Here is a 24,278-nt window from a genome sequence, read left to right as displayed (position 1 = left end):
CATTTGCAGGCACCTTCATGCTATGGCAACGACAGTTCCGTCAGCTGCCGTGAGGGATATCTGGTCAGCGGCGGAAAGGGGATAAGATATGCGCGTCCTTTTAATTGAAGACGACAGTGCTATCGCACAGAGCATTGAGTTGATGCTGAAGTCCGAGAGTTTCAATGTCTACACCACCGATCTGGGTGAAGAAGGCATCGATCTTGGCAAGCTTTATGATTACGACATCATCTTGCTGGACCTGAACTTGCCGGACATGTCCGGCTACGAAGTTCTGCGTACCTTGCGCCTTTCCAAGGTCAAGACGCCAATCCTGATCCTTTCCGGTATGGCCGGCATTGAGGACAAGGTTCGCGGCCTTGGTTTCGGCGCAGATGACTATATGACGAAGCCGTTCCACAAGGATGAGCTGATCGCTCGCATTCATGCGATCGTCCGCCGCTCAAAGGGCCATGCTCAGTCGGTCATCACCACGGGCGACCTGGTTGTTAATCTTGATGCCAAGACGGTTGAAGTTGGTGGCCAGCGCGTTCACCTGACCGGCAAGGAATATCAGATGCTCGAGCTTCTTTCCCTGCGTAAGGGCACGACGCTTACCAAGGAAATGTTCCTCAATCACCTTTATGGCGGCATGGACGAGCCTGAGCTGAAGATTATCGACGTGTTTATCTGCAAGCTGCGCAAGAAGCTTGATGCCGTTTCCGGCAGCCAGAGCTACATCGAAACCGTTTGGGGTCGTGGCTATGTGCTGCGCGAGCCAGATGGCAGCGAGCTGCGTGAAAGCGCATAAGCGTTTTTGATTGCGAAATGAAAAAAGCTCCGCTTCGGCGGAGCTTTTCTTTCTAGTAAGAACCAAAGCAAAAGGCGCAGGGTAAAACCTGCGCCTTTTGCTTTGGTTAGTGCGTGCTCCGAAAAATTCGCAGCACGCTTTGAATCTGACTTATTGCGCTGCGAAAACGATGTCTTCCGCGGTCGCATGAATGGAAATCTCCATACCGGCTTCCTGAGCGAGCAGCAGCGTGTAATAGGGCTGCACGGAATGCGCATCGATAGGCTCTTCTGGTTCAGCACCTGAATGCAGTTCCAGGAATTTTGGCGGTACGCGCAGCATCCGGCCCTTGGCTGTAATGACAAAGCGTGGATCGGTATCGCCATTTTCCAGACGAACAGCCAGTGAGCCGCCACGCGGAATGGCAGCATTGCTGATAAGAAGCAGGTTCAGCAACAGCTTGACCTTGTTCTTAGGCAGCAGAACACGGGCGCCTTCCCAAGTCAGTTCTGGTTTTTCATTTTTGAAATATTCGGAGGCGACATGCTGTGCATCGCCGGTATCAATCTGCACGCCGGCTGAGCCCGCGGCACCAAAAGCAATGCGGGCAAACTGAAGGCGGGCGGAAGCATTGCGCGCACTGGATTTGATGAGCGCCATTGCGTCTTCATCAGCGCCGCCTTCTTCCAGCAATTCGAGGCCATTGTTGATCGCGCCGACCGGCGAGATGATGTCATGACAGATCCTGCTGCACAGAAGCGCACCGAGATCGAGTGCGGAAAGGGTAACGGGCATTGGCATGGTGATTTCTCCAGGCGCGAACCGACCCTGAAAATCGACACTCAAGCCGAATGACGGGTCGCTATCAGTTGGTGAGCATAAACCCTGACGAATCATCATCAGGAACCTTGGGAATCTGGATACACGCGACGTCCAGTTGCCGCAACAAAGCTGTTTTTCGCCGCCATTCTAAAGCCAATTTCGGAGCATAAAGATTTAGACAATAAATTCGCGGTTAGAATAAGCGCGATTCGGCAAAGCGTTCGCAAGAGACGTAGCAGCCAGGCTTTTAACAGGGCCGTCAGACAGAGAAGCTGGTAGGCAAAAGGAATTATAAATGGCCATACCGTCCCTGTCGCAGATCAGGTTCCGCAACGCGGCGTATTTTGTAGCGTTTTTTGCGGCATTTCTGATCTCCACTATCATCGTGCCGCACAAAGCGCAGGCACAGAGCAGCAACGCATACACGGCCGAGGAAGTTGTAGAATCCGGACATCGGTTCTTTGGTTCGACGTCTGGCGGAATTGCCAGTGCTGTCGAAAAAGCATTTCAGAGCTTTGGTCTCCCGAATGGATATATTCTGGGTGAAGAAGGGTCCGGTGCATTCATAGGTGGTCTCACCTATGGCGAAGGCACGCTTTATACGAAAAATGCGGGTGATCATCGCACATTCTGGCAAGGCCCGTCGCTGGGCTGGGATTTTGGCGGGCAGGGCTCACGCGTGATGATGCTCGTCTATAATCTTGACGATATCCAGAGCCTGTATGGCCGTTATGCGGGTGTTGCAGGTTCGGCCTATGTGATCGCAGGCGCTGGTTTTAATGTACTCAAGCGTCAGAACATTATGCTGGTGCCTATCCGCACGGGCATTGGCGCGAGGCTGGGCGTGAATATCGGTTATCTTAAGCTTTCAGCCGCACCGACCTGGAACCCATTCTGATACATGCTGCGCGGCGTAAGTCGCATGGATAGAGCGGTTTCGGTTCAAGCGAAATCACTGGAATCGCTCTACCGATCTGTTTCGAGCATGTAGCTCACGCAAAACCGCTTCGCACTTTTGCTGAAAATGCTCTAGCATCGTGGTTAGTGACCTATGAATAGCAACCAGCCATATCCTTTGGCTGGTCCTTTTTTCTTTTTGTGAAAAAGCCGTGATCCAGTCTGCGCTCATTTTCATACTTGGCGTTCTCGTGGCGGTTTTCGTCGTGGTTCTGCTTGGTCCTTCGGTTTGGCGACGTGCTTTTTTTCTGGCACGACGGCAGGTGCACGCCGAACTCCCTGTAACACTTGCTGAAATCAGGGCGGATCGTGATGGTCTGCGTGCTGAGCACGCGGTCGCTTTCAGCAAACTGGAACAACAACTCAGGCAGGAGCGTGAGAAATCTTCCGGGCAACTCATCCAGCTTGGGAAGCAGTATGACGAACTCAAACGTCTCGCTTCGCTTGAGAACGACATTGCTCAGCTTAGAAAGACGTTGAGTGAGCGCGATAAGGCGGTTGAAGAGACAATTATCGAGCGCGATAATGTTGCAGAAAAGGCCGAAATCGTTGAAGCCGAAGTGGAACGCCTTCAGAAACATCTTTCATCTCTGCAAAATCTGTCCGATACGCTTCGGATTGAGATAAGTGCCAAAGAGGCCGAACATGGTCGTCTGGTGAATGAGATGAGCGAAATGCGCCGGGAGCGTAAAGATGCGTCTGCCCGCTATAATGAGGTTTCGACACAATTGACCGCAGCACAGACTGAATTGAAAAGCGAGAGGCGTCGCAACACCGAGCTGCAGCAGAAACTGGATAAGCTGATTTCTGATTTTTCTGACGCGCAGGAGAAGCTGGAGCGTCATACGCGCAACGGCTCCAATTCAGTTGTAGGGGCAGTGCAATCTTCGGAGATTTCCCAAGAAAATGCTGCGCTCCGCGAAGAAATGGCTGCCTTGGCTGCGCGGATGGTTGCAGCTACTGCGGAAAAAGAAGGCGAAGGCTCGCCCATCGACGCTCTGTTAAATACAGACGGTTCGGAAGCCAGACTTATGAGCCAGGAAGGACGTCCTAAAAGCCTCGCCAGCCGTATCCGCGATCTGCGCTAAAGCACATCGCGAAAGTACTTTCCATTCCTGGAAAACGTTGACTGGCTGTCTGATTCTGAGATTTGCAACGGGATCAGACCGATCGCTTAGGGCGTTCACCTATTCAGTTTCTATTACATCTGACCAATCTGCATGCCGTTTGACCTGCACCCGCATGAAGCTGCAGCGCGGAATGATTTTCCAGCCGGTTTTGCGAGCATCTTCAACTGCGTTCAATGCCAGTGCCTGTGCGACGCCTTTGCCGCGCATCGAATCGGGCACGAATGTGTGATCAATGGAGATCAGAGCCGGTCCCAGCTTGGTGTAGGTCATCTCTGCTTCGTCACCATCGATGACGACAAAGTAACGCCCACTGTCAGAATCATCGGTTTTCTGAATTTGGATATTTTCGCTCATCTGCGATCTCCTTCACATGGCTTGCGGTTGTCTATCCAATATAGGTGGGATCGGCCAAAGAAAAACCCCGGCCGATTGAACCGGCCGGGGCTTAATTTGCACATCTGCTGTTTCCGGAGAAACTGGCAGAATCTTAGTGTCTATACTGCTGGATACGTGTGGTCCGTAGACCGGCGAGACCATGCTCATCGATCGAAGACTGCCAGCCAAGAAATTCCTCCACCGTCAACGTATAACGCTGGCATGCTTCCTCAAGGCTGAGAAGGCCACCGCGTACAGCGGCGACAACTTCGGCCTTTCGGCGAATGACCCAGCGCCTCGTAGTGGCGGGGGGAAGGTCTGCGATGGTCAGCGGACTGCCATCAGGACCAATAACATATTTTATACGCGGTCTTGTCAGATCGGTCATTGTACTCTCTACACAACACTCAAGGACCTAATCGAGACCGAGACTAGCGCGACAGCTTTAAGAATTACCTAAACAGGCGGTAACTCTCTGGTAACACTTGCAAAAAAATGCCTTATTTGGAGCGAAAGTCATAAAAAAACCCGGTTATGCCGATATTTTTTTGTTTGTCTCACGCGAAATTGTGACTGTAACGCTGCAAAATGCGCGTTGTTTTTACTGCGACATCTTGGCAAGCACCCTTTGTGTGACCTATATAGGGCGCAAACCTAAACTATGAGAAGCAGGGCATTTGCCCGGAAGCTGGAATCAATCATGAGCCTGAACAGCCTCGATCTGCCGGGAAAGCCGGAAGACACGCGCGTTGTCGTTGCCATGTCGGGTGGCGTCGATTCTTCCGTTGTGGCGGGGATACTCAAACGTGAGGGCTATGATGTCGTCGGCGTAACGCTGCAGCTTTACGATCATGGTGCGGCTGTGCATCGCGCCGGTTCATGCTGCGCTGGCCAGGACATTGAAGATGCCCGTCGCGTTTCGGAAAGCCTTGGCATTCCTCATTATGTACTGGATTACGAAGCACGCTTCCGCGAAGCGGTCATCGATCCATTTGCCAACTCCTATGTGAGCGGCGAGACGCCGATTCCGTGCGTTTCTTGCAATCAGACAGTGAAATTTGCTGATCTTTTGCAGACTGCACGCGAACTGGGTGCCGATGCACTGGCGACAGGTCATTATATCCGCAGCAGCCTGAATGGCGATCATCGCGCGATGTTCCGTCCGGTAGATTCCGACCGGGACCAGAGCTACTTCCTGTTTGCGACCACGCAGGATCAGGTTGATTATCTGCGCTTCCCGCTGGGACATCTGCCAAAAGCACAGGTTCGCGAAATTGCTGAAGAAATGGGCCTGACCGTCGCTAAAAAGCAAGATAGTCAGGACATTTGCTTTGTTCCGCAGGGCAAATATTCAGACATCATTTCCAAATTGAAGCCGGAAGCAGCGACGCCAGGTGATATTGTGCATATCGATGGCCGCGTGTTGGGTCGTCATGAGGGTATTGTGCATTATACCGTTGGCCAGCGTCGCGGGATTGGTGTCGCTACGGGCGAGCCGCTTTATGTGGTGCATCTGGATGCTGCCAATACGCGTGTGATTGTTGGTCCGCGTGAGGCGCTGGAAACGCATAAGGTGTTTCTGCGCGATGTGAATTGGTTGGGTGATAGTTCACTTGATGCGCTTCCTGAAGGCGGCGTAGAGGTATTCGCCAAGGTTCGGTCAACGCGTCCGCCACGTCCGGCTGTTCTTCATCATGTTGATGGAAAGACATGGGTGGAGCTCGTGGACGGCGAAAGCGGAATTGCACCAGGACAGGCTTGCGTTCTTTATTCCGACGACAGCAATACGGCACGCGTGTTTGGCGGCGGATTTATCGGGCGCTCAGAGCGCGAACCACACGCAGAGGAAATGCTTCGTCGTCTGGTTGCCAATGCAGCGAATGTATCAGCCGCCTGAAAGTGAAAACCTTTCGACCATGAATATCAAAGCCTTCGACATTGGTCGGAGGCTTTTTTCGTGGGCGCGGTTCCAGTCAGATCCCAAAGCAATACGTCCGTATTTTCGGGATGCAGTTTTATTCAGCTAAAACGGCTAAAACGGGAGAGGGCAATGCCGGAAGCGGTCGCGACATTCAGGCTGTCGAACTCTTTGGACATAGGAATACGCGCGCCGGTCAGCCGCTGCAGCAGATGAGCGGGAAGGCCGTCCCCTTCAGTGCCGAGCAGCAGGGCTTGGCGTTTATGGTGGGGAGTCTGATAAATATTCATTTCTGAAGAAGGGCTTAGCGCCAGTATGTCAAAATTGGCTGACTGCAGTGCGCTGATAATGTCTTCGATGGGTGATCCGTGAAAATAGGGCGTCTTCAACGTTGCGCCCACTGAAACGCGGATTGCTTTTCGATAAAGCGGGTCGCAGCAGGTTTCGTCCAGCAGAACGCAATTGGCTTCAAAAGCGGCGGCGTTACGAAAAATGGACCCGACATTGTCGTGATTGGAAATACCGCATAAAATTACCACAAGTGCCGTTTCCGGCAGGTGTGCTATCATTTCCGAAAGCTGAGGCTGGGGTCTGCGTCTTCCAACTGCCAGAATGCCGCGATGTACATGAAATCCCGCCACCTCATCCATGACGGACTGGGGCACGGAATAAACGTGAACCCCTGCTGGTAACTGCTCGAATTGTTCTTGAAGTCCATTCAGACGATTTTCGAGAATGAGCAGCGATTCTGTTTCGAACCGGGCTTGTTCAGAAAATAAAACATTCAGAACGACTTTGCCTTCAGCAATGAAACGCTGTTGGCGACCGACAAGATCTTTTTCCCGAATATTCGTATAGGGGGATAAACGACTATCGCTAGAATCAGTAATCCTTACGACAACGTCGTGCGATCCGGTTTGTTCTTCCTTCATCGCACGACGTATGCCTCATGGATGTGCGTTACTGATGTATGACCGCCGCCATTTCACGTCGACGCGAAACAGGACTCATATAGAGACTTGAAAGCGTAGACAACATCAACTCAATGTGGGGTGAAGATACCATATAATAAATTGTTTGCGCATCACGTCGCGTGGATACGAGATCAAGTGCCCGTAGTTTTGCGAGGTGCTGAGATAATGCTGATTGGCTAAGATCAATCGCCTTTGCTAAAGCACCAACAGACATTTCATTGTGAAGTAACTTGCACAAAATAAGTAGTCTTTTGTTGTTAGCAAGAGCTGAAAGAAAATCAGCCGCTTGATCTACGTTTTCTATCAAATCAAAAAAATTATGTTCATTCGTCATTTGCAGTCATACCCCCGTAAGACAGCATTAGGTTAAAAAAATGCCCACGTAACATTTGTCGAAGGCATCCCAAAATTAATACTATACGGAGAAATTGAAAAGGGGTTGCTTATATTTACCAACTAAAAAAACTATAAATTTGTCCCAAAACTATCGGAGTTTTGTTTCAGCTGTCGGTTTTGAGCAAGCCTGTCAGCATTTCCAGTGCGTTATCGCCAGAATCGGCCTGTGCTGGAAAATGAGAACGAGTGATGTGATCACCGCTCGACAGATTGAAGCCATCGCGATCGATGCTTGTTATTTTCCACCGGCCGGATGCCGCATGATTATGGCGTTTCGCATAGCGGCCGATTTCGCCTTCGTAATTGCTGTTGAGGCCATCAATGACGTCTTGTTCAGACGAGGCAATGTTTTCCGCAATTTCCGGCGTATTTATAAGGTCGTCACGGCCCAGATTGAAGGCTTTGCCAAAGCCACCATTGAGGCTGGCTGATTCTACAATCAGTTTGAAGAATACGAAATCACCCAAATCGACATACAAGGCACCCTTGGAATTATGGTTCAGATAGCGCCGTCGTGTTTGAGGATAGTCGGTTGAGAGGCGTTCAATTTTGAGCGTCTGACAATGAAGTGTGATGCGAGGGTGTGCAAGAGGGTCTCCTTTTCCTGCTTCTCCTAATAACAGTGAGCAGGCGGGATTGGCGATCAAACCCGGCGTATGAGCTGCCAGTCCCGACACAAGAATAATAGGTGTTCCATCGGCGTCTGTGGCAACAGCTACGCGACTGGCCAGTGGTCTTCCCGTTAGTGGATCGAGTACGGCGATTGCACCATAGCGAGAGGTACGCATCAGCGTTTTGGCCAGCTGAATTGCTTCCGGAGTAGTCGGTCGAATGGGATTCTTGTCTTCGGACATGAACACAGGCTCGAATATGATGAGAATTCTGCGGTTCATAGCTGGGTAGGCTGAAAGAGTATAGCGCCATATCGATTTAGTTTTTCCACAGCGCGGTGCAATATGACTGGAACACATTCTTGGATCGTCAGCCCATAGCAATCACCAACTTCTGACACAATGGAAACGAGGAAATGGGAGGATTCTGGCCACGCGCCTATACCTCGCCATACTAAATGAGCGCGTGGTTTTGCATATATTTTAAGCGCGAAGATTATTATAATTATGTGGCATTTAGCGCAATTTTCTAAAACATACCCTCTCAGTGGAATATGAATCTAATAATTCTGGGCAAAATCGGTTGAGAATATGACTGGATTCTAAAAATTGCGCTTGCATTGTGACAAGGCAAGCGTTTCGATAAGGCCTGGTTGCGCGCTTAGGGTGCGCGCAATATTATTTCCGTGGAGGCGGGCACTAAATGAAATTCTATAAAACACTTCTGGCGGCAACGGCAGTCGTCGCTCTGATGAGCGGCGCGGCATCGGCAAAGACCTTTGTATATTGCTCGCCAGCCTCTCCTGAGGGTTTCGATCCAGCAGCTTATACCGGCGGTGACACGTTCGATGCGTCTGCGCATCCGGTCTATAACCGTCTTGCAGAATTCAAGAACGGCACAACAGAAGTTGTGCCCGGTCTTGCAGAAAGCTGGGAAGTTTCGGAAGACGGCAAGGAATACACCTTCCATCTGCGCAAGGGCGTCAAGTTTCATTCGAGCGATTATTTCACACCGACCCGTGATTTCAACGCTGACGATGTGATCCTTTCCTTCGACCGCATGGGCAACAAGGAAAATCCTTGGCACGAATATACGGCTGGCATTTCCTACGAATATTTCGATTCGATGGAAATGGGCTCTCTCATCAAGGAAATTCAGAAGGTTGACGACAACACCGTTAAGTTCATTCTGAACCGTTCGGAAGCTGCCTTCCTCGCCAACATCTCTATGCCTTTCGCTTCGATCATCTCGAAGGAATACACCGACAAGCTCGCAGCTGACGGCAAGCAGAGTGATCTCAATCAGGTTCCAGTTGGCACTGGTCCTTTCCAGTTCGTGGCTTACCAGAAGGACGCCGTCGTTCGTTTCAAGGCCAATGAAAACTATTGGGGCGACAAGCCGAAGATCGATGATCTGGTTTTCGCAATCACGACCGATCCTGCCGTCCGCGCGCAGAAGCTCAAGGCTGGCGAATGTCACCTGATGTCCTATCCTGCTCCAGCAGATATCAAGGAACTTCAGGCCGACAAGAATCTCAAGGTTGATGAGCAGGCTGGTCTGAACATTGCTTACTTCGCTTACAACACGCTCGTTCCGCCATACGACAAGCCGGAAGTGCGCAAGGCCCTCAACCAGGCTGTAAACAAGCAGGCAATTGTTGATGCAGTATTCCAGGGTCAGGGACAGGTTGCCAAAAACCCGATCCCGCCGACAATGTGGAGCTACAACGACAAGATCAAGGACGACGAGTACGATCCAGATGCTGCCAAGGCGGCTCTCGAAGCCGCGGGCGTCAAGGATCTCAAGATGAAGCTCTGGGCTATGCCTGTCAGCCGTCCTTATATGCCAAACGCACGTCGTACTGCTGAACTCATGCAGTCGGATTTTGCCAAGGTTGGCGTCAATGCTGAAATCGTTTCGATGGAATGGGGTGAATACCTCAAGAAGTCGGGCGAAAAGGATCGCGACGGCGCTGTCATTCTCGGTTGGACGGGCGACAATGGTGATCCGGATAACTTCCTCGGTACGCTGCTCGGTTGCGCTGGTCTTGGTTCAAACAACCGTGCACAGTGGTGCTACAAGCCGTTCGAAGACCTGATCCAGAAGGCAAAGGTTTCGACCAACCATGAAGAACGCGTCAAGCTTTACGAAGAAGCTCAGGTGATCTTCAAGGAGCAGGCTCCTTGGAACACCATTGCGCATTCGACCGTTTTCGTGCCGATGTCTGCTAAGGTTACGGGCTTCAAGCAGAGCCCGCTTGGTGATTATCGCTTCGAAGATGTCGATATCTCCGAGTAAAATCTGACAACACCAGCGGCCGGGTGTGGAGGTTTCCTCCACACCCGGTCGGAGTTTTTGTATGTTTCGTTTTATTTTAAACAAACTCCTCTATCTGGTGCCGACCTTTATCGGCATCACGATCGTTGCATTCGCCTTCGTCCGCGTATTGCCGGGCGACCCGGTGCTATTGATGGCAGGTGAACGCGGCGTCAGCCCCGAGCGCCATGCGCAGCTATTGGCCCAGCTCGGATTTGACCGTCCGCTTTGGGAGCAATATCTCAATTATGTCTGGAACCTTCTGCACGGTGATTTCGGCCAGTCTCTGGTAACGAAGAAGCCGGTGCTGGTGGAATTCTTCGCTCTGTTCCCGGCAACGATTGAGCTTGCTGTCTGTGCGATCATTGTCGCCATTCTTGTCGGCATCCCAGCGGGCGTTATCGCAGCTGTGAAGCGCGGTTCATGGTTCGATCAGGGTCTGATGGGCATCTCGCTCGTCGGCTATTCGATGCCTATTTTCTGGTGGGCGTTGCTGCTGATCATCTTTTTCTCAGGCACAATGCAGTGGACACCGGTTTCAGGCCGCATCTCATTGCTTTATTACTTCCCGTCAGTCACGGGCTTCATGCTGATCGACAGTTTGCTGTCGGGGCAAAAGGGCGCATTCGCCTCTGCCGCCTCGCATCTCATCCTGCCGACCATCGTGCTTGCAACAATCCCGCTTGCGGTGATTGCACGTCAGACACGTTCGGCGATGCTTGAAGTTCTCGGTGAAGATTATGTCCGTACAGCACGCGCAAAGGGCTTGCCGGTTCGCCGTGTCATTGGTCTGCATGCGCTGCGCAATGCGATGATCCCGGTTATTACCACGATCGGCCTTCAGGTCGGTGTGTTGATGGCGGGTGCTATCCTGACGGAAACCATCTTCTCATGGCCCGGAATTGGCAAATGGATGCTCGATTCCATTTCGCGTCGCGACTATCCGGTCGTTCAGAGCGGATTGCTGATCATTGCGTTCATTATCATGATCGTGAACCTGATCGTCGATCTGCTTTACGGCCTGATCAATCCGCGTATCCGGCATAAGTGAGGGTATCATGACACACTCAGCAATTCAGCCGGAAGCCGTGAGCGAAGTCGGGAAAATCCGTGCTTTGAAAGACTTCTGGTTCTATTTCAGCGTCAATCGTGGCGCTGTCATCGGTCTTTTTGTATTCATGGCGCTTGTCGTTGTGGCAATTCTTGCGCCTGTTATCGCTCCACACAATCCTTCGGAGCAGTTCCGCGATTTCATGCTGGTGCCTCCATTCTGGGAGCAGGGTGGCAACACCCAGTTCCTTCTCGGTACAGATGCTGTCGGTCGCGATATGCTGTCTCGCCTGATCTATGGCGCTCAGTATTCGCTGCTTGTCGGTTTTGTCATCGTCATCATTTCGATGTGCATTGGCATCACTATCGGCCTTATTTCCGGTTATTTCGGCGGTGGTGTTGATACGGTCTTCATGCGTATCATGGATGTCATTCTGGCGTTTCCATCGCTCTTGCTGGCACTGGTTCTGGTTGCGATTCTCGGACCTGGCCTCATCAATGCCGTTCTTGCGATCACGCTTGTTCTGCTTCCACACTTTTCACGCCTGACCCGCGCAGCTGTGATGGCTGAAAAGGAACGCGAATATGTGACCGCAGCGAAGCTCGCCGGTGCAAGCAAACTGCGTCTGATGTTCAAGACCATTTTGCCAAACTGCCTTGCGCCATTGGTCGTTCAGGCCACGATGTCGTTCTCCAACGCCATTCTTGACGTTGCAGCTCTTGGCTTCCTTGGTATGGGTGCACAGCCCCCGACACCTGAATGGGGCACGATGCTTGCTGAGGCCCGCGAATTCATCATGCGTGCTTGGTGGGTCGTGACCTTCCCGGGTATCGCAATCCTGATCACTGTTCTCGCGATCAATCTGATCGGCGATGGTCTGCGCGATGCGCTTGACCCGAAACTGAAGAGGAGCTGATCGATGGCTCTGCTTGAAATCAAGAACCTTACGGTTTCGTTCGACACTTCGACTGGTCCTTTCAAGGCGGTCGACGGTATCGATATCTCGGTCGATAAGGGCGAAGTGCTGGCAATTGTTGGCGAGTCGGGATCGGGCAAGTCGGTCGGTATGCTTGCGGTCATGGGCTTGTTGCCCAAGACTGCGACCGTCACTGCCGACAGCATGACATTTGACGGCAAAGACCTGTTGGGAATGTCCGACAAGGAACGCCGCAAGATCATCGGACGCGATATTTCGATGATCTTCCAGGAGCCGGTTGCCAGCCTCAATCCGTGTTTCACGGTCGGTTATCAGCTTGAGGAAGTTCTCAATCGTCATATGGGCCTTCACGGTTCAGCCAGCCGTGCGCGGGCGATTGAATTGCTTGAACTGGTTGGTATTCGCGATGCAGCCGAGCGCTTGAAGAGCTTTCCGCATCAGATGTCCGGTGGCCAGTGCCAGCGCGTCATGATCGCGATTGCGATTGCCTGTAAACCAAAGTTGCTGATTGCCGATGAGCCGACAACTGCGCTCGATGTGACGATCCAGAAGCAGATTCTCGATCTGCTGATGCGTCTTCAGGTCGAACACGGCATGGGCTTGATCATGATCACCCATGATATGGGCGTTGTTGCTGAAACGGCGGACCGGGTGATTGTGCAGTATAAGGGGCACAAGATGGAGGACTCCGACGTGTTGTCGTTGTTCACTGCGCCAAAGCACCCCTATACGCGTGCGCTTCTTTCGGCTCTGCCCGAAAATGCGACCGGTGACCGTTTGCCGACGGTTTCTGACTTTGTTTTTCAAAATAGTGCCGCAGGAGAAGCGTGATGAGCGAGATCGTTCTCGAAGCGCGCGATATCAAGCGCGATTACCATGTTGGCGGCGGTCTTTTCGGCAAGCCTAAAGTCGTTCATGCTGTCAAAGGTGTGAGCTTCAAGGTTGAAAAGGGCAAAACACTCGCCATCGTCGGCGAATCGGGTTGTGGTAAGTCCACCCTTGCTCGCATCCTGACAATGATCGATCCGCAGACATCTGGCGATCTGATGATCGGTGGACAGGATGTGAACATTGCTCGTGACGGACTGACAGCCGAGATGCGCCAGAAGGTGCAGATCGTTTTCCAGAATCCGTATGGCTCGCTCAATCCACGTCAGAAAATTGGCGATGTGCTGGCGGAACCTCTGCTGCTAAACACCAATATGTCGGCTGCCGAGCGTCGCGAAAAAGCGATGGAAATGCTGTTGAAGGTTGGCCTTGGCAAAGAGCACTTTAATCGCTATCCGCACATGTTCTCGGGTGGTCAGCGTCAGCGTATCGCTATTGCGCGTGCATTGATGCTCAATCCGAAGCTGCTCATTCTTGATGAGCCGGTATCGGCGCTTGATCTTTCGGTGCAGGCTCAGGTGCTCAATATTCTTGCGGATTTGCAGGAAGAGTTCGGTCTGACCTATGTGTTCATCAGCCACGATCTTTCGGTCGTGCGCTACATCGCTGACGACGTGATGGTGATGTATTTTGGTGAGGTGGTTGAATACGGGCCACGGGAAGAGGTTTTCACCAATCCCCAGCACGATTACACGAAGAAGCTTTTTGCAGCCACGCCCCGCGCGGATGTAGATGCGATCCGTGCGCGTGTTGAAGCGCGTGCCGCAGCACGCGCTGCGGCTCAGGCTTAAAGCCTTTATCCTGATAATAAAAAACGCCGCCCTTTGAGGCGGCGTTTTTGGTTTCAAGCAGCTTCTGCAAAGCCGGTTCCCACTTTTCGGGATCTGCTCTAGTGCTGTCCGCGTTGCTGGTGCCACGCAAGCGCCCGCACGATGTCGTCGGCAGCAATCTTTCCGATGACCGCGCCATTCTCGACAATACCCACATCGCCGCTGCTGTCTGCAATAGAGCCCATCAGGTCGCGAATGAGTGTTTCGCGCCGAGCGGTTGCTGCAAAAGGGCGAGGTGCTGCGGTTCGGTCAAACGGCGTCATGATATCGCCGGCGCGCAACACACCAAGCGGGTTCATGTGTGCCACGAAGTCGGCAACATATTGATCGGCCGGCTGCAACAGGATTTCCTGCGGTGTACCACACTGGACAATCCGTCCGCCTTCCATGATCGCAATTCGATTGCCAATCTTCATGGCTTCATCAAGATCGTGGCTTACGAAAACAATGGTCTTCTTGAGCCGTGACTGGAAAGCCAGAAGTTCATCCTGCAAGCGGGTGCGGATAAGGGGGTCGAGTGCTGAGAAAGGCTCGTCCATAAGCAGAATCGGCGCGCCGGTTGCAAAGGCTCTTGCCAGGCCGACACGCTGCTGCATGCCGCCGGAAAGTTCACTCACCTTGCGTTTGGACCAGTCCTGCAGGCCAACGAGTTCAAGCTGAGTGCGTGCCTGTGCAAGCCGCTCTTCCTTGCGCATGCCCGAGATTTCCAGCCCGAAAGCAACATTTTCTTCGACCGTGCGCCATGGAAGAAGACCGAACTGCTGAAATACCATTGAGACCAGTTCTGTTCGCAGATGCCGCATCGTTCCCCGATCGGCCTTGCCCACATCAATGGTTTTCTCGCCATCGCGCACTATCACGCGGCCGCGTGAAATCGGATTGAGCCGATTAATCGCGCGCAGGAGGGTCGATTTTCCCGAGCCAGAGAGCCCCATCAGAACCAGTATTTCGCCTTCCTGAATATTGAGCGAGCAGTCATGCACGCCCAAAACGAGGTCGGTTTCGGCCTGAATTTCAGACCGCGAAGCGCCGCGATCCGCCAGTTCGAGCGCATTATCGACATTCTGGCCGAAAATGATGCTGACGTCTTCAACTGCAATAATCGTCATAGCCGAATCCCCTACTTGTCTCGTGCAGCGCGGAAGATGCGGTCGAGCACGATGGCGACCACGACGATGACGAAGCCCGACTCAAAACCCAGCGCGGTGTTGACCGAGTTGAGTGCGCGAACCACAGGCACGCCAAGCCCGTCAGCCCCGACAAGTGCTGCAATCACGACCATCGAGAGCGACAACATGATCGTTTGAGTGAGACCAGCCAGAATCTGCGGCATGGCATAGGGGAGCTCGATCTTCCAGAGAAGCTGGCTACGGGACGCACCGAAAGCTTCGCCCGCTTCGATCAGCGAGGAAGGTGTCGATGAGATGCCAAGATGGGTAAGACGCACGGGTGCGGGCAACACGAAGATCGCGGTAGCGAGCAAACCCGGAACCATACCAATTCCAAAAAATACGATGGCCGGGATCAGATACACAAAGGTCGGCAGCGTCTGCATCAGATCGAGAATCGGCCGCAGAACTGCATATAGGGTGGGGCGATGGGCCGCTGCGATACCGAGCGGTACGCCGATTGCCATGCAGAGAAAGCAAGCCGACAGAACCAGCGTCAGTGTTTTGAGCGTACCGTCCCAATAACCCTGATTGATGATGAACAAAAATCCAATAATCGTCAGGATAACCACTGATATGCGGCGCTGTATGAACCAGGCAACCACCGCGAAAATGGCGATCAGGACGAGTGGATGGGGGAGTTGCAGCAAATATAACAACCCATCGATGAGCCACTGCATGATAGCAGCCAGCGTATCGAAAAATCCGCCCATATTGTTCGTGAGCCAATCGACCACCGACTTTGCGGTTGGCCCGACTGGAATTTTATAGTCCGTCAGCCAGTTCAACGATCATGTCTCCTGCTGCGTGCTTGTCTGTTTATCTTAAAGCGCATCCTGTCTGAAAACAGGTTCCCATTTTGGGGATGCGGTTCGATAGTTTACCCACAAAAGAGTAGGCCGCGGTGATCCGCGGCCTGGGGCTTTGAAGATTACAGGCCGAGTTCCGCCTTAACGGCTGGCAAACCTTCCTTGCCATCCGTCGTGGTGACACCGTCGAGCCATTTATCGAGAACAGCAGGATTTGCCTTGAGCCAGGCGGTTGCAGCCTTTGCTGGATCTTCGCCGTCGTCGAGGATCTTACCCATGATCTCGTTTTCCATTTCAAGCTGGAATTCGAGATTGGTGAGGAATTTGCCGACATTCGGGCATTCCTGCGCGTAGCCTGCACGGACATTGGTTTCGACTTTGGCGCCGCCGAGGTTCGGGCCGAAGAAGTCGTCACCACCGGTTAGATAAGCGATCTCGAAGCGCTTGTTCATCGGATGCGGCTCCCAGGCGAGGAACACGATCGGCTCTTTGCCACGAACGTTTTTGCCGACCTGTGCAAGCATGCCCTGTTCAGACGATTCAGCGAGCTCAAATGACTTCAGGCCGAAAGCATCCTTGCTGATCATGTCAAGGATCAGACGATTGCCGTCATTGCCGGGTTCGATACCGTAAATCTTGCCGCCAAGCTTGTCTTTGAAAGCAGCAATATCTTTGAAGTCCTTGAGGCCCTCGTCATAGGCATATTTAGGTACGGCGAGAGTATACTTTGCGCCAGTCAGATTGGTGCGGAGTGTTTCGACGGTCTTGTCATCCAGATAAGGCTTGAGATCGGCGCTCATGGATGGGTTCCAGTAGCCAAGAAACACATCGATGTCTTTCTTGCTGAGCGACGCATAGGTCACTGGCACGGAAAGAACCTTGATGTCGGTCTTGTAGCCGAGGCCTTTGAGAATCTCAGTGGCCACCGCCGTGGTGGATGTGATGTCGGTCCAGCCCACATCGGAAAAACGAACGTTGGAGCAGCTTGCGGGTTCTGCGGCGAGGCTGGTGCCCGGCAGTGCGAATATAGCTGTCGTTAAGGCTAGCGTGCTCAATGCAAACTTGAGTGTGGACGTCGATGTGGACTTCATTTCTCTCTCCATTAACCGGGCCGTTTTGACGGTTGATTGTTTTTCCGGTTCCGGCTTTTAGCAAACACCAAAGATTTCGCCGATCAAGTACCATTGCGGCGAAAATATTTCTGATTGCGACTTTGGGGTGTGTTGTACTCTTTTTTCTGGACCGTCAGTCAAAAAGGTTCTGCAGATGAGGCGTTATCGCATCGGTCCAACAATCGGAATCGATTTTTGGAAAGCACGATGCGCAGGTTTAAAAATTAGAGCGCCTTTGTATGTCTGTTCAGACGTAAGGTGCTCTGAATGCCGAAGCAGTGCGAAGTGGCGCCATGTTACGCAAGGGCCATCTTGTTTCAACCCTTGAGCACTGAAAACACGCGATAAAGTCAGAGACAGGCTCGTTCACGGTTGTCGAAAAGCTTGTCGCACTCTATTTGAGAAGTGTGAAGCTAATCAAACGAAGCTGATCATTGGTCAGCGGCTTTTCGGGCCTGTTGCCTGGATAAGAAAAAATGTCGGATAGCCTGCAATTGCAGGCAAGAGGAAGGAATTTTTACGGTGTGGAATGCAGTACGGGGCGTTTTATCCTTCCTTGGTCGATTTATCGCGGCATTGGCCCGTTTGATAGCAGTGCCGCTGGGCGGTTTGTGGCGGCTTTTTCTTAAATTAGGAAATTTGTGGAAAGTTGCGATTGCTGTCGCTGTAATCGGACTTGGTGGCCTTTATATCTATTTTGTCTGGCAAACGCAGGTCTGGACCAACTTCAATCCTGACTACCCAGCCAAGTACAGTTATCAGACTGCGATTACACCCGGTGAGGAGGTGCAGACGACACCTGCGCCGTTGGTTGCAACGCCTGCACCGACAACACCTGCACCTGCTGAACAGGGTGCGGGCAGCACGGATACGACCCCTGCGACCGGCTCGGGCGATACAACCACGCAGCCCGAAACGCCGACACAGTCGCAGCCAATGCAGGCCGCACAAATCCCATCGACGGCACGTAAATGTTCGCCTTCAGCAATTGCTGAAGTTGCGGCCGATCTTACTGACTTCAATGTGAACCAGAATGCGTGGATTTCCTCCATGCTGCTTTACAAGGTTGGTTTCTTTGGTCTCGATTGGGATCGCACGCCGTTTCTCGATAACAAGGCGTCGTTCCAGCGCGGCATCAATGCAGCAGTGCGTCGTACAGCCATTGAGCTGGTAGACAATATCGGTCGTCTGCGCGGTACATCGCAGATTGATGGCGATCTGCAAAAAGCACGTGGCAATCTGCAGTTTGCAGAAGATGCCTGGTATTTTGGTCTGAGCCCGTTTGGCCCCAAGACACCAACGCCAAGCTATTATCGCTCGGCGATCAAAGATCTGCGTTCGTTCAATACGCGCCTTGAAAACTGTCAGGCAACCTTTGATGCCCGCGCTGACAATCTGATCCAGCTTGTTGACCGTATCGCGAGCGATCTGGGCTCGACTTCGGCGATCCTCAAGGATCGTGCCGAGAATTACCATGCCGGTTGGTTCGATACGCGCGCGGATGATCGCTTCTGGTTCGCCTATGGTCAGCTCTATGCATATTATGGCCTGCTGCGTGCCGCTCATTCGGATTTCCGCGGCGTTCTGGCTGAAAAGCATCTTGATGGCGTTTGGGACGAAATGGAACGGCAATTGCGTTCGGCGCTCGATATGCAGCCATTCATTGTTTCGAATGGAAGCCCGGATGCATGGTTTACACCGTCACATCTGACCACGATGGGCTTTTACATTCTGCGCGTTCGGTCCAATCTGGTCGATGTCAAACAGGTTCTGGAGCGCTGATCTGCGATGGAATTGCCATCGGTATTGCGTCAGGCTGTAGATGTGGCGCTTGAGGGAGTGGCTCTGGCCGACCTCAAGCGTGCGTCTGAAGTTCTGTCCCGGCGCTATCGCGCGGAGACGCGTGATGGACACCTGCATATTTCAGATGAACTTGCCGCCAAGGCCTATCTCGCTGCACGGCTGCCTGCGACCTATGCGGCAGTGCGGGCAAGTCTTGAGAGTGTTGCGGCAGTGTGTCCGGATTTCACGCCTCAGACTATGCTCGATGTCGGCTGCGGGCCGGGGACGGCACTGTGGGCCGCACGCGAATGTTGGCCCGATCTCTCATCGGCAACGATGATAGAAGCAAGCCCGGCTATTCGTGCGGTTGGCAGCAGGCTTGCAGAAAATGTTGGCGTTGAGACAGAGTGGCGTGCTGGCGATCTGGTCAAGGAAAAACTTGATTTTCCGCAAGCCGATCTCGTGACGATTGCTTATGTTCTCGATGAGCTGGCGCCTTTTGATCGCAAGGCGCTTGTTGAACGGCTATGGGCTTCGGCTCGTCATTTGTTTGTGATTGTCGAACCCGGCACACCCGCCGGCTGGCAGCGCATTCTGGACGCTCGAACCCTATTGATTGAGCAAGGCGCGAAAATTGCCGCACCCTGCACACATCAACTGGAATGCCCGCTGATTGCACCCGATTGGTGTCATTTTTCTCGCCGCGTTGCCCGCTCGCGCATTCATCGTCTGACCAAGGATGCGGAAGTGCCATGGGAAGATGAGAAGTTCATCTATCTGGCTGCAACGCGCGATCCGTCGCTTGCTGTATCGGCACGGGTGATCGCGCCGACGCGCGTGGGCGGAGGCAAGGTAGCGATGAAGCTCTGTAACGATGACGGAAACGCTGAAAACCGGCTAGTCACCAAACGTGATGGTGAATTTTTCCGTTGGGCGCGCCGTGCCGATTGGGGCGATGCAGCTCTGGGAAGCTAAGTGATGAAGATCAGTCTTGTTCAGTTGAGATTGCTCGAAGCGGTGGTTGAAACCGGCAGTGTGGGCGGGGCTGCGAGAAAGCTCGGCCTGACACAATCGGGGGCAAGTCAGGCGCTTGCAACGCTCGAAAAAATTCTGGGGCTGGATCTTTTGGCCCGTAAACGTGACGGCGCCGTGCTCACGGCCTTCGGCCACACCATTCTTGAGGATGCACGCAGCGCCCTCTCAGCTGTTGATCGTATTGAAGCGCAGGCGCGCAAAATGATCACCAATGTACCCAACAAGCTGCGCGTTGCAGCCATTCCAAGTCAGCTTGAATATGCGTTGCCTGATCTGCGTAAAGCATTTCAGCGTCTTCATCCACGGGTGGAATTCAGCACCTTTGAAGGCGGCCATGATGATGTGAGCCTGTGGGTAAGCGAGGGTATTGCCGATATAGGCATCACATCGCTGCCGTTTTCCGGTCTGGAAGCGGTTGAGATAGGGCAGGAAGAGCTGGTTGTGGTTGGTCGGCGTGATGATCCATTCATGCGGCGCGAAACGGTCGCGCCCAATGATCTGCGTGATCGCCAGCTGATTGCGGCTGCGGGTTGCGAGGTGATCATTGACCGTATCATTCATGCGGATGGCGGAGCACGAAGCGAGCAGGTCAGGACGCGCGATGTTGCGACCGTTCTTGAAATGGTACGGCATGGCATCGGCATGACGCTATTATCTGAGATCAGCTTGCCGGGTGCCAACTTGCATGATTTGCGCGCAATCAAACTAAATCCGCCGACGTTCAGAACGGTCTATATCGTTTATCGTGCCGACTGTTCTGTACGGCATCTGATCGATAGTTTCTGCGCTATCGCCAAAGAAGCAAACATCAAAGCGGCATAAGAATTTCTAATATCTTATATCTGACTTATCCATGCTGCTGGTGCTCAGCGTTTCTGCAATAGTCGCCCGACTATTCCACGAACCAGAGCACCACAGATATGACGGCCACCACTGATACGACAATTCCAGTCTCCGCATCCGATACGATAAGGGGCCTGATATGGGGGCTTTCAGGGGTCCTTGTCTGGTCAGGCTCTTTCGTGCTGACACGCTTCGGCTTTAAGACAGCACTTATGCCATCCGATATTATCGCCCTGCGTTTCGGCGTGGCGGGTTTGGTGCTGCTGCCGGTCGTCTTTGCAAAAGGCTTCGGCTTCCGGCAATTGGGGCCGCTTGGCTTCGTACTTCTCGCTTCAGGAGCTGGTTTTCCCTATGCATTGCTGACAGTTTACGGATTGCAGTTCGCGCCCGCGTCTCATGCTGCGGCGCTTATCCCCGGACTGATGACCGCACTCGTTGCGATCCTCGGGGTGCTTCTGCTTCAGGAGCGTCTCGTTCTGTCGCGTTGGGCCGGGGTTGTACTGATCTTGATTGGGAGCGGGCTGATTGCCGGTCTGTCACAATTGGGCGGGCAGGAGATGATAGGGCACCTCTCTTTTTTTGCTGCTGCGCTTGTCTGGTCAATCTATGTGATGGTGTTTCGTAAGAAGGGCATGGACGGACTTCATGCCACAGCAATTGCAGCAGTAACATCTGCGCTGGTGTTTCTGCCGATTTACGTCGTTTTCCTGAATAAGGGCATTGGCGAAACACCCTGGAGCGACATCGCCTTGCAGGGCTTTTATCAAGGTGTGCTGACATCGGCCTTTGGCGTCTTCGCTTTCAACCGTGCTGTCGTGCTTTTGGGAACGGCAGCAGGGGCGGCACTATCCGCCCTCATACCGGTTGCAACTTTGGTGCTGGGCCTGTTTCTGCTCGGTGAAGTGCCGGGCTGGACCGACACCACCGCTGCCCTTCTGATCAGTCTCGGTGTTCTGGCACTGAACAGAAAGGGCAGGAAGCGATCAGCACTCTGATCAGTTGTTTCACGCATCTTTTCCGAAAACCGCTTCAGACTTTTGGCGATGCGCTCCAGCTTCATGAAGTCTGAAGTACAGGGCGGCGAGAGGGGCGATTGATAAGGAATACCATCGCCGCCGCAGCGAAGCACATGGCACCTGCCAGAATGAGCGCAGGTGTGTAACTATCGTAATCTGTGCGAACATAGCCTGCAAAAGCTGCTGCCGCAGCCGCGCCGACCTGATGGCCTGTAAATACCCAGCCAAACACCATGCCGGCCTTTTCCGGGCCGAATTGCTCTGCTGCCAGCTTCACGGTTGGCGGTACTGTGGCGACCCAATCAAGGCCATAGAACACTGCGAAAAGCGCCAGCTCGTAAAGTGTGAAGTCGGTGAATGTCAAATAGATCAGTGACAGGCCACGCAGGGCATAGAACCAGAACAGGAGCCAGCGATTGTCGAAGCGGTCGGTAAGCCAACCGGAAGCGATTGTGCCGATGAGATCGAATGCGCCGATCACCGCCAGAATGCCTGCTGCACCAACTGGAACGATACCGAAGTCTCCGCAAAGTGCGATCCAATGGGTCTGGATCAGACCGTTTGTGGAAAAGCCACAGACGAAAAATGTGACAAACAGCACCCAGAAAGTGGTTGTGGATGAAACTTCACGCAAGGTCACCAGTGGCGAGATGAGCATGGAAACAAAGTGCTTCTTAGGTTCCGGTGCGGGCATCGGGGCGGTGCGGCCATAAGGCTTGAGGCCGATATCGGCCGGATTGTCACGCATCAACGCCAACACCAGCACAAGCGCTGTCAGCAAGAACGAAATAACAATAGTAAGCGACGTACGCCAGCCGATCGACTGACTGACGCTGGCCAGAATTGGCATGAAGATAAGCTGTCCGGTCGCGTTGCTGGCCGTCATCATGCCGACCACCAGACCGCGCCGCTTTTCAAACCAGCGTGCGGCAACGGTTGCTCCCAGCACGAGCGCTGTCATCCCGGTGCCGAGCCCGATGACGACGCCCCAAAGGGCAACCATCTGCCATTGCTCAGTCATGAAAATCGAACCGACAAGTCCCAACGAGATCATGATCAAGGCGGCCATGACGACCCGACGCAGACCAAACTGGTTCATGAACGCAGCCGCAAACGGCCCCATCAGTCCGAACAGGACAAGACGCAAGGCCATGGCGAAGGAAACATCCGCGTTGGTCCAGCCGAACTCACTCTGAAGCGGTTCAATCAATATGCCCGCCGACCCCATCGCAGCAGCCGTTGCCAGCATGGTGAGAAAGGTGACAGCAGCGACGACCCATCCATAATGGATGTTTCTTTGCGCAAGAAAGCTGGCAAGGCTGGCTGAAATCATTTTCGGCGCTTTCGAGTTCGAGCTGGATTTCGACCAGCCGCGGATTGGAAGGCGAAACCGCTTGCCGTCTATCGGCTGCGCAGGTTCCTGTCATTGTTCGTAGTCAATTTAATCGAGAGGGCTGGGCTTCATGAGATGGCACTGAGCAGGGCTTGCAGTTGCTCAATACCTTCATCTCCAAGCCGCGCTTCTATTTCATCTTGCGCTTTATCCCACAGGGGTGCGCCACGTTCGACAATGTCACGACCCGCATCAGTTAGTGTGACACTCGTCTCGCGATGGTCATCGCTAGCGGCAGGTTCAATCAGACCCATGCGTTGCAGCACCTTTGCATTGCGACCCATGGTCGAACGATCAAGTTCTGCCTTTTGAGCAAGCTCGGTCAGCGAAATAGAACCAGCACGCGAGATTTTTCGCAGCAGGCTGAACTGCGCAATATTGATGCCAAGGGGCGCCAGTGCCTCATCGTAGACGGCTGAGGACTTACGGGCAGCTTGACGCAGAAGGATGCAGATACAGGGCTTGGACATTATGCGGGTATATACCCGTAAAAAGTAATTTGCAATAGGTCCCGATGATTGGGTGGAGTGAGGCCATCAGGCTGAGAAAAACGCGGTAGGCCGAATGACGAATAACTTTGGTTTGATCAAAGCGCCAGTTCGCCGTTCGTGGTGAGCAATTTCCGCGAAAACCGTGTCACGCTTTCGGGCGCGCTCTAAACTGCGAGATGTGACGTTTCCTTGACCTCTTCCATGACCGCATAGGTGTGTGACTCACGTACGCCGGGCAAGGAAAGCAGGGCCTCTGACAGAAAGCGCCGGTAATGGTCCATGTCGGACACGCGTGCTTTGATCAGATAGTCGAACCCGCCAGCAACCATGTGGCATTCCAGAATATCGGGATTGCCACGCGTGAAAGTAGAAAATGTCTCAAAGACTTCGGGTGTTGTGCGGTCGAGTTTGATCTCAATAAAGACCAGCATTGATCGGTCCAGCATCTTTGGTGAAAGATGCGCAGAATAGCCGAGAATGTAACCTTCTCGCGTCAGGCGCTTGACGCGTTCTGCGGTTGCCGTCTGGGAAAGATTAATGCGATCAGCGAGTTCAGTATTGGTCAGTCGGCCATTTTCCTGAAGCGCGTGCAGAATACTCCTGTCCATCGCATCTAGATTTTTCATCGTTGTCCCCATTTGACGGCCTGCTTG

25 protein-coding genes are annotated in these 24,278 nt (G+C 53.1%); 13 read left to right on the top strand and 12 right to left on the bottom strand.

Annotated features, from left to right (window positions below; all coding sequences use genetic code 11):
* Positions 1–88 precede the first annotated feature (88 nt).
* Entirely contained in the window at positions 89–790 is a 702-nt protein-coding gene (gene ctrA / locus CEV32_RS14425; RefSeq protein WP_094577785.1) for a response regulator transcription factor CtrA, read from the top strand.
* Positions 791–940: 150 nt separating this feature from the next.
* On the opposite strand, the gene chpT is transcribed toward ctrA, so the two are convergent.
* On the bottom strand, positions 941–1,570 hold the full coding sequence (chpT, locus tag CEV32_RS14420; RefSeq protein ID WP_094577784.1) for a histidine phosphotransferase ChpT: 630 nt from the start codon (positions 1,568–1,570) through the stop codon (positions 941–943).
* A gap of 316 nt (positions 1,571–1,886) precedes the next feature.
* Between chpT and CEV32_RS14415 the strand changes: the two genes are divergently transcribed.
* Positions 1,887–2,489 carry a DUF1134 domain-containing protein gene (locus CEV32_RS14415; protein WP_094577783.1) on the top strand — a complete coding sequence of 201 codons (603 nt, stop codon included), beginning with the start codon at positions 1,887–1,889 and terminating at the stop codon, positions 2,487–2,489.
* A gap of 235 nt (positions 2,490–2,724) precedes the next feature.
* Positions 2,725–3,636 carry a coiled-coil domain-containing protein gene (locus CEV32_RS14410; RefSeq protein WP_208620856.1) on the top strand — a complete coding sequence of 304 codons (912 nt, stop codon included), beginning with the start codon at positions 2,725–2,727 and terminating at the stop codon, positions 3,634–3,636.
* A 99-nt stretch (positions 3,637–3,735) separates the two neighbouring features.
* Here the strand turns inward: CEV32_RS14410 and CEV32_RS14405 are convergent, their stop codons facing one another.
* Positions 3,736–4,032 carry a GNAT family N-acetyltransferase gene (locus tag CEV32_RS14405; protein WP_094577781.1) on the bottom strand — a complete coding sequence of 99 codons (297 nt, stop codon included), beginning with the start codon at positions 4,030–4,032 and terminating at the stop codon, positions 3,736–3,738.
* A 133-nt stretch (positions 4,033–4,165) separates the two neighbouring features.
* The gene (gene sciP / locus CEV32_RS14400; protein WP_007876112.1) at positions 4,166–4,441 is read right to left on the bottom strand and encodes a CtrA inhibitor SciP; all 276 of its coding nucleotides are present in this window, start codon (positions 4,439–4,441) and stop codon (positions 4,166–4,168) included.
* A gap of 312 nt (positions 4,442–4,753) precedes the next feature.
* Here sciP and mnmA point away from each other — a divergent pair, with 312 nt between their 5' ends.
* The gene (gene mnmA, locus CEV32_RS14395; RefSeq protein ID WP_208620854.1) at positions 4,754–5,950 is read left to right on the top strand and encodes a tRNA 2-thiouridine(34) synthase MnmA; all 1,197 of its coding nucleotides are present in this window, start codon (positions 4,754–4,756) and stop codon (positions 5,948–5,950) included.
* 122 nt (positions 5,951–6,072) lie between these two features.
* On the opposite strand, the gene CEV32_RS14390 is transcribed toward mnmA, so the two are convergent.
* The 3 genes from CEV32_RS14390 to CEV32_RS14380 all read right to left on the bottom strand — a co-directional run bounded on the left by CEV32_RS14390 (position 6,073) and on the right by CEV32_RS14380 (position 8,195).
* Positions 6,073–6,903, bottom strand: coding sequence for a TrmH family RNA methyltransferase (locus CEV32_RS14390; protein ID WP_094577780.1), 831 nt, complete (start codon positions 6,901–6,903; stop codon positions 6,073–6,075).
* Between the two features lie 28 nt (positions 6,904–6,931).
* Positions 6,932–7,279: an ArsR/SmtB family transcription factor gene (locus CEV32_RS14385; RefSeq protein ID WP_094577779.1), complete on the bottom strand. Its 348-nt coding sequence runs from the start codon at positions 7,277–7,279 to the stop codon at positions 6,932–6,934.
* A 166-nt stretch (positions 7,280–7,445) separates the two neighbouring features.
* Complete coding sequence (locus CEV32_RS14380) at positions 7,446–8,195, bottom strand: HugZ family pyridoxamine 5'-phosphate oxidase (RefSeq protein WP_094577895.1); 750 nt, start codon at positions 8,193–8,195, stop codon at positions 7,446–7,448.
* A 460-nt stretch (positions 8,196–8,655) separates the two neighbouring features.
* On the opposite strand from CEV32_RS14380, the gene CEV32_RS14375 reads away from it, so the two are divergent.
* The 5 genes from CEV32_RS14375 (at position 8,656) to CEV32_RS14355 (ending at position 13,936) form a co-directional block, all read left to right on the top strand.
* Entirely contained in the window at positions 8,656–10,251 is a 1,596-nt protein-coding gene (locus tag CEV32_RS14375; RefSeq protein ID WP_094577778.1) for an ABC transporter substrate-binding protein, read from the top strand.
* A gap of 61 nt (positions 10,252–10,312) precedes the next feature.
* Complete coding sequence (locus CEV32_RS14370; protein ID WP_094577777.1) at positions 10,313–11,320, top strand: ABC transporter permease subunit; 1,008 nt, start codon at positions 10,313–10,315, stop codon at positions 11,318–11,320.
* 7 nt (positions 11,321–11,327) lie between these two features.
* Positions 11,328–12,236 (top strand): ABC transporter permease subunit, encoded by a 909-nt coding sequence (locus CEV32_RS14365; protein ID WP_094577776.1) that lies wholly within the window; start codon positions 11,328–11,330, stop codon positions 12,234–12,236.
* A 3-nt stretch (positions 12,237–12,239) separates the two neighbouring features.
* The gene (locus CEV32_RS14360) at positions 12,240–13,088 is read left to right on the top strand and encodes an ABC transporter ATP-binding protein (RefSeq protein WP_094577775.1); all 849 of its coding nucleotides are present in this window, start codon (positions 12,240–12,242) and stop codon (positions 13,086–13,088) included.
* A complete protein-coding gene (locus CEV32_RS14355; protein WP_094577774.1) occupies positions 13,088–13,936 on the top strand; it encodes a dipeptide ABC transporter ATP-binding protein in 849 nt (282 codons plus the stop codon). The genes CEV32_RS14360 and CEV32_RS14355 overlap by 1 nt, the downstream gene beginning before the upstream one ends.
* A gap of 98 nt (positions 13,937–14,034) precedes the next feature.
* Here the strand turns inward: CEV32_RS14355 and choV are convergent, their stop codons facing one another.
* From choV to CEV32_RS14340, 3 genes are all read right to left on the bottom strand, one after another.
* Positions 14,035–15,084, bottom strand: coding sequence for a choline ABC transporter ATP-binding protein (choV, locus tag CEV32_RS14350; protein WP_094577773.1), 1,050 nt, complete (start codon positions 15,082–15,084; stop codon positions 14,035–14,037).
* Between the two features lie 11 nt (positions 15,085–15,095).
* Entirely contained in the window at positions 15,096–15,932 is an 837-nt protein-coding gene (gene choW / locus CEV32_RS14345; RefSeq protein ID WP_094577772.1) for a choline ABC transporter permease subunit, read from the bottom strand.
* 143 nt (positions 15,933–16,075) lie between these two features.
* Positions 16,076–17,044: a choline ABC transporter substrate-binding protein gene (locus tag CEV32_RS14340; protein ID WP_094577771.1), complete on the bottom strand. Its 969-nt coding sequence runs from the start codon at positions 17,042–17,044 to the stop codon at positions 16,076–16,078.
* Between the two features lie 543 nt (positions 17,045–17,587).
* Here CEV32_RS14340 and CEV32_RS14335 point away from each other — a divergent pair.
* From CEV32_RS14335 to CEV32_RS14320, 4 genes are all read left to right on the top strand, one after another.
* Positions 17,588–18,847, top strand: a complete 1,260-nt coding sequence (locus CEV32_RS14335; protein WP_094577770.1) for a DUF2333 family protein — start codon at positions 17,588–17,590, stop codon at positions 18,845–18,847.
* A 6-nt stretch (positions 18,848–18,853) separates the two neighbouring features.
* Positions 18,854–19,822, top strand: a complete 969-nt coding sequence (locus CEV32_RS14330; protein WP_094577769.1) for a small ribosomal subunit Rsm22 family protein — start codon at positions 18,854–18,856, stop codon at positions 19,820–19,822.
* A gap of 3 nt (positions 19,823–19,825) precedes the next feature.
* Positions 19,826–20,704, top strand: a complete 879-nt coding sequence (locus tag CEV32_RS14325; protein ID WP_094577768.1) for a LysR family transcriptional regulator — start codon at positions 19,826–19,828, stop codon at positions 20,702–20,704.
* Between the two features lie 98 nt (positions 20,705–20,802).
* Positions 20,803–21,720: a DMT family transporter gene (locus tag CEV32_RS14320; protein ID WP_094577767.1), complete on the top strand. Its 918-nt coding sequence runs from the start codon at positions 20,803–20,805 to the stop codon at positions 21,718–21,720.
* 61 nt (positions 21,721–21,781) lie between these two features.
* On the opposite strand, the gene CEV32_RS14315 is transcribed toward CEV32_RS14320, so the two are convergent.
* From CEV32_RS14315 to CEV32_RS14305, 3 genes are all read right to left on the bottom strand, one after another.
* Entirely contained in the window at positions 21,782–23,074 is a 1,293-nt protein-coding gene (locus CEV32_RS14315) for an MFS transporter (RefSeq protein ID WP_094577766.1), read from the bottom strand.
* A 128-nt stretch (positions 23,075–23,202) separates the two neighbouring features.
* Positions 23,203–23,604 carry a MarR family winged helix-turn-helix transcriptional regulator gene (locus tag CEV32_RS14310; protein WP_094577765.1) on the bottom strand — a complete coding sequence of 134 codons (402 nt, stop codon included), beginning with the start codon at positions 23,602–23,604 and terminating at the stop codon, positions 23,203–23,205.
* 185 nt (positions 23,605–23,789) lie between these two features.
* Entirely contained in the window at positions 23,790–24,251 is a 462-nt protein-coding gene (locus CEV32_RS14305) for an Lrp/AsnC ligand binding domain-containing protein (protein WP_094577894.1), read from the bottom strand.
* Positions 24,252–24,278: the final 27 nt, after the last annotated feature.

It is taken from the genome of Brucella rhizosphaerae (assembly GCF_002252475.1).
Classification (GTDB): Bacteria; Pseudomonadota; Alphaproteobacteria; order Rhizobiales; family Rhizobiaceae; genus Brucella; species Brucella rhizosphaerae.
Note: the sequence above shows the minus strand (reverse complement) of the source record. Positions and strands in the feature narration are given on the sequence as shown.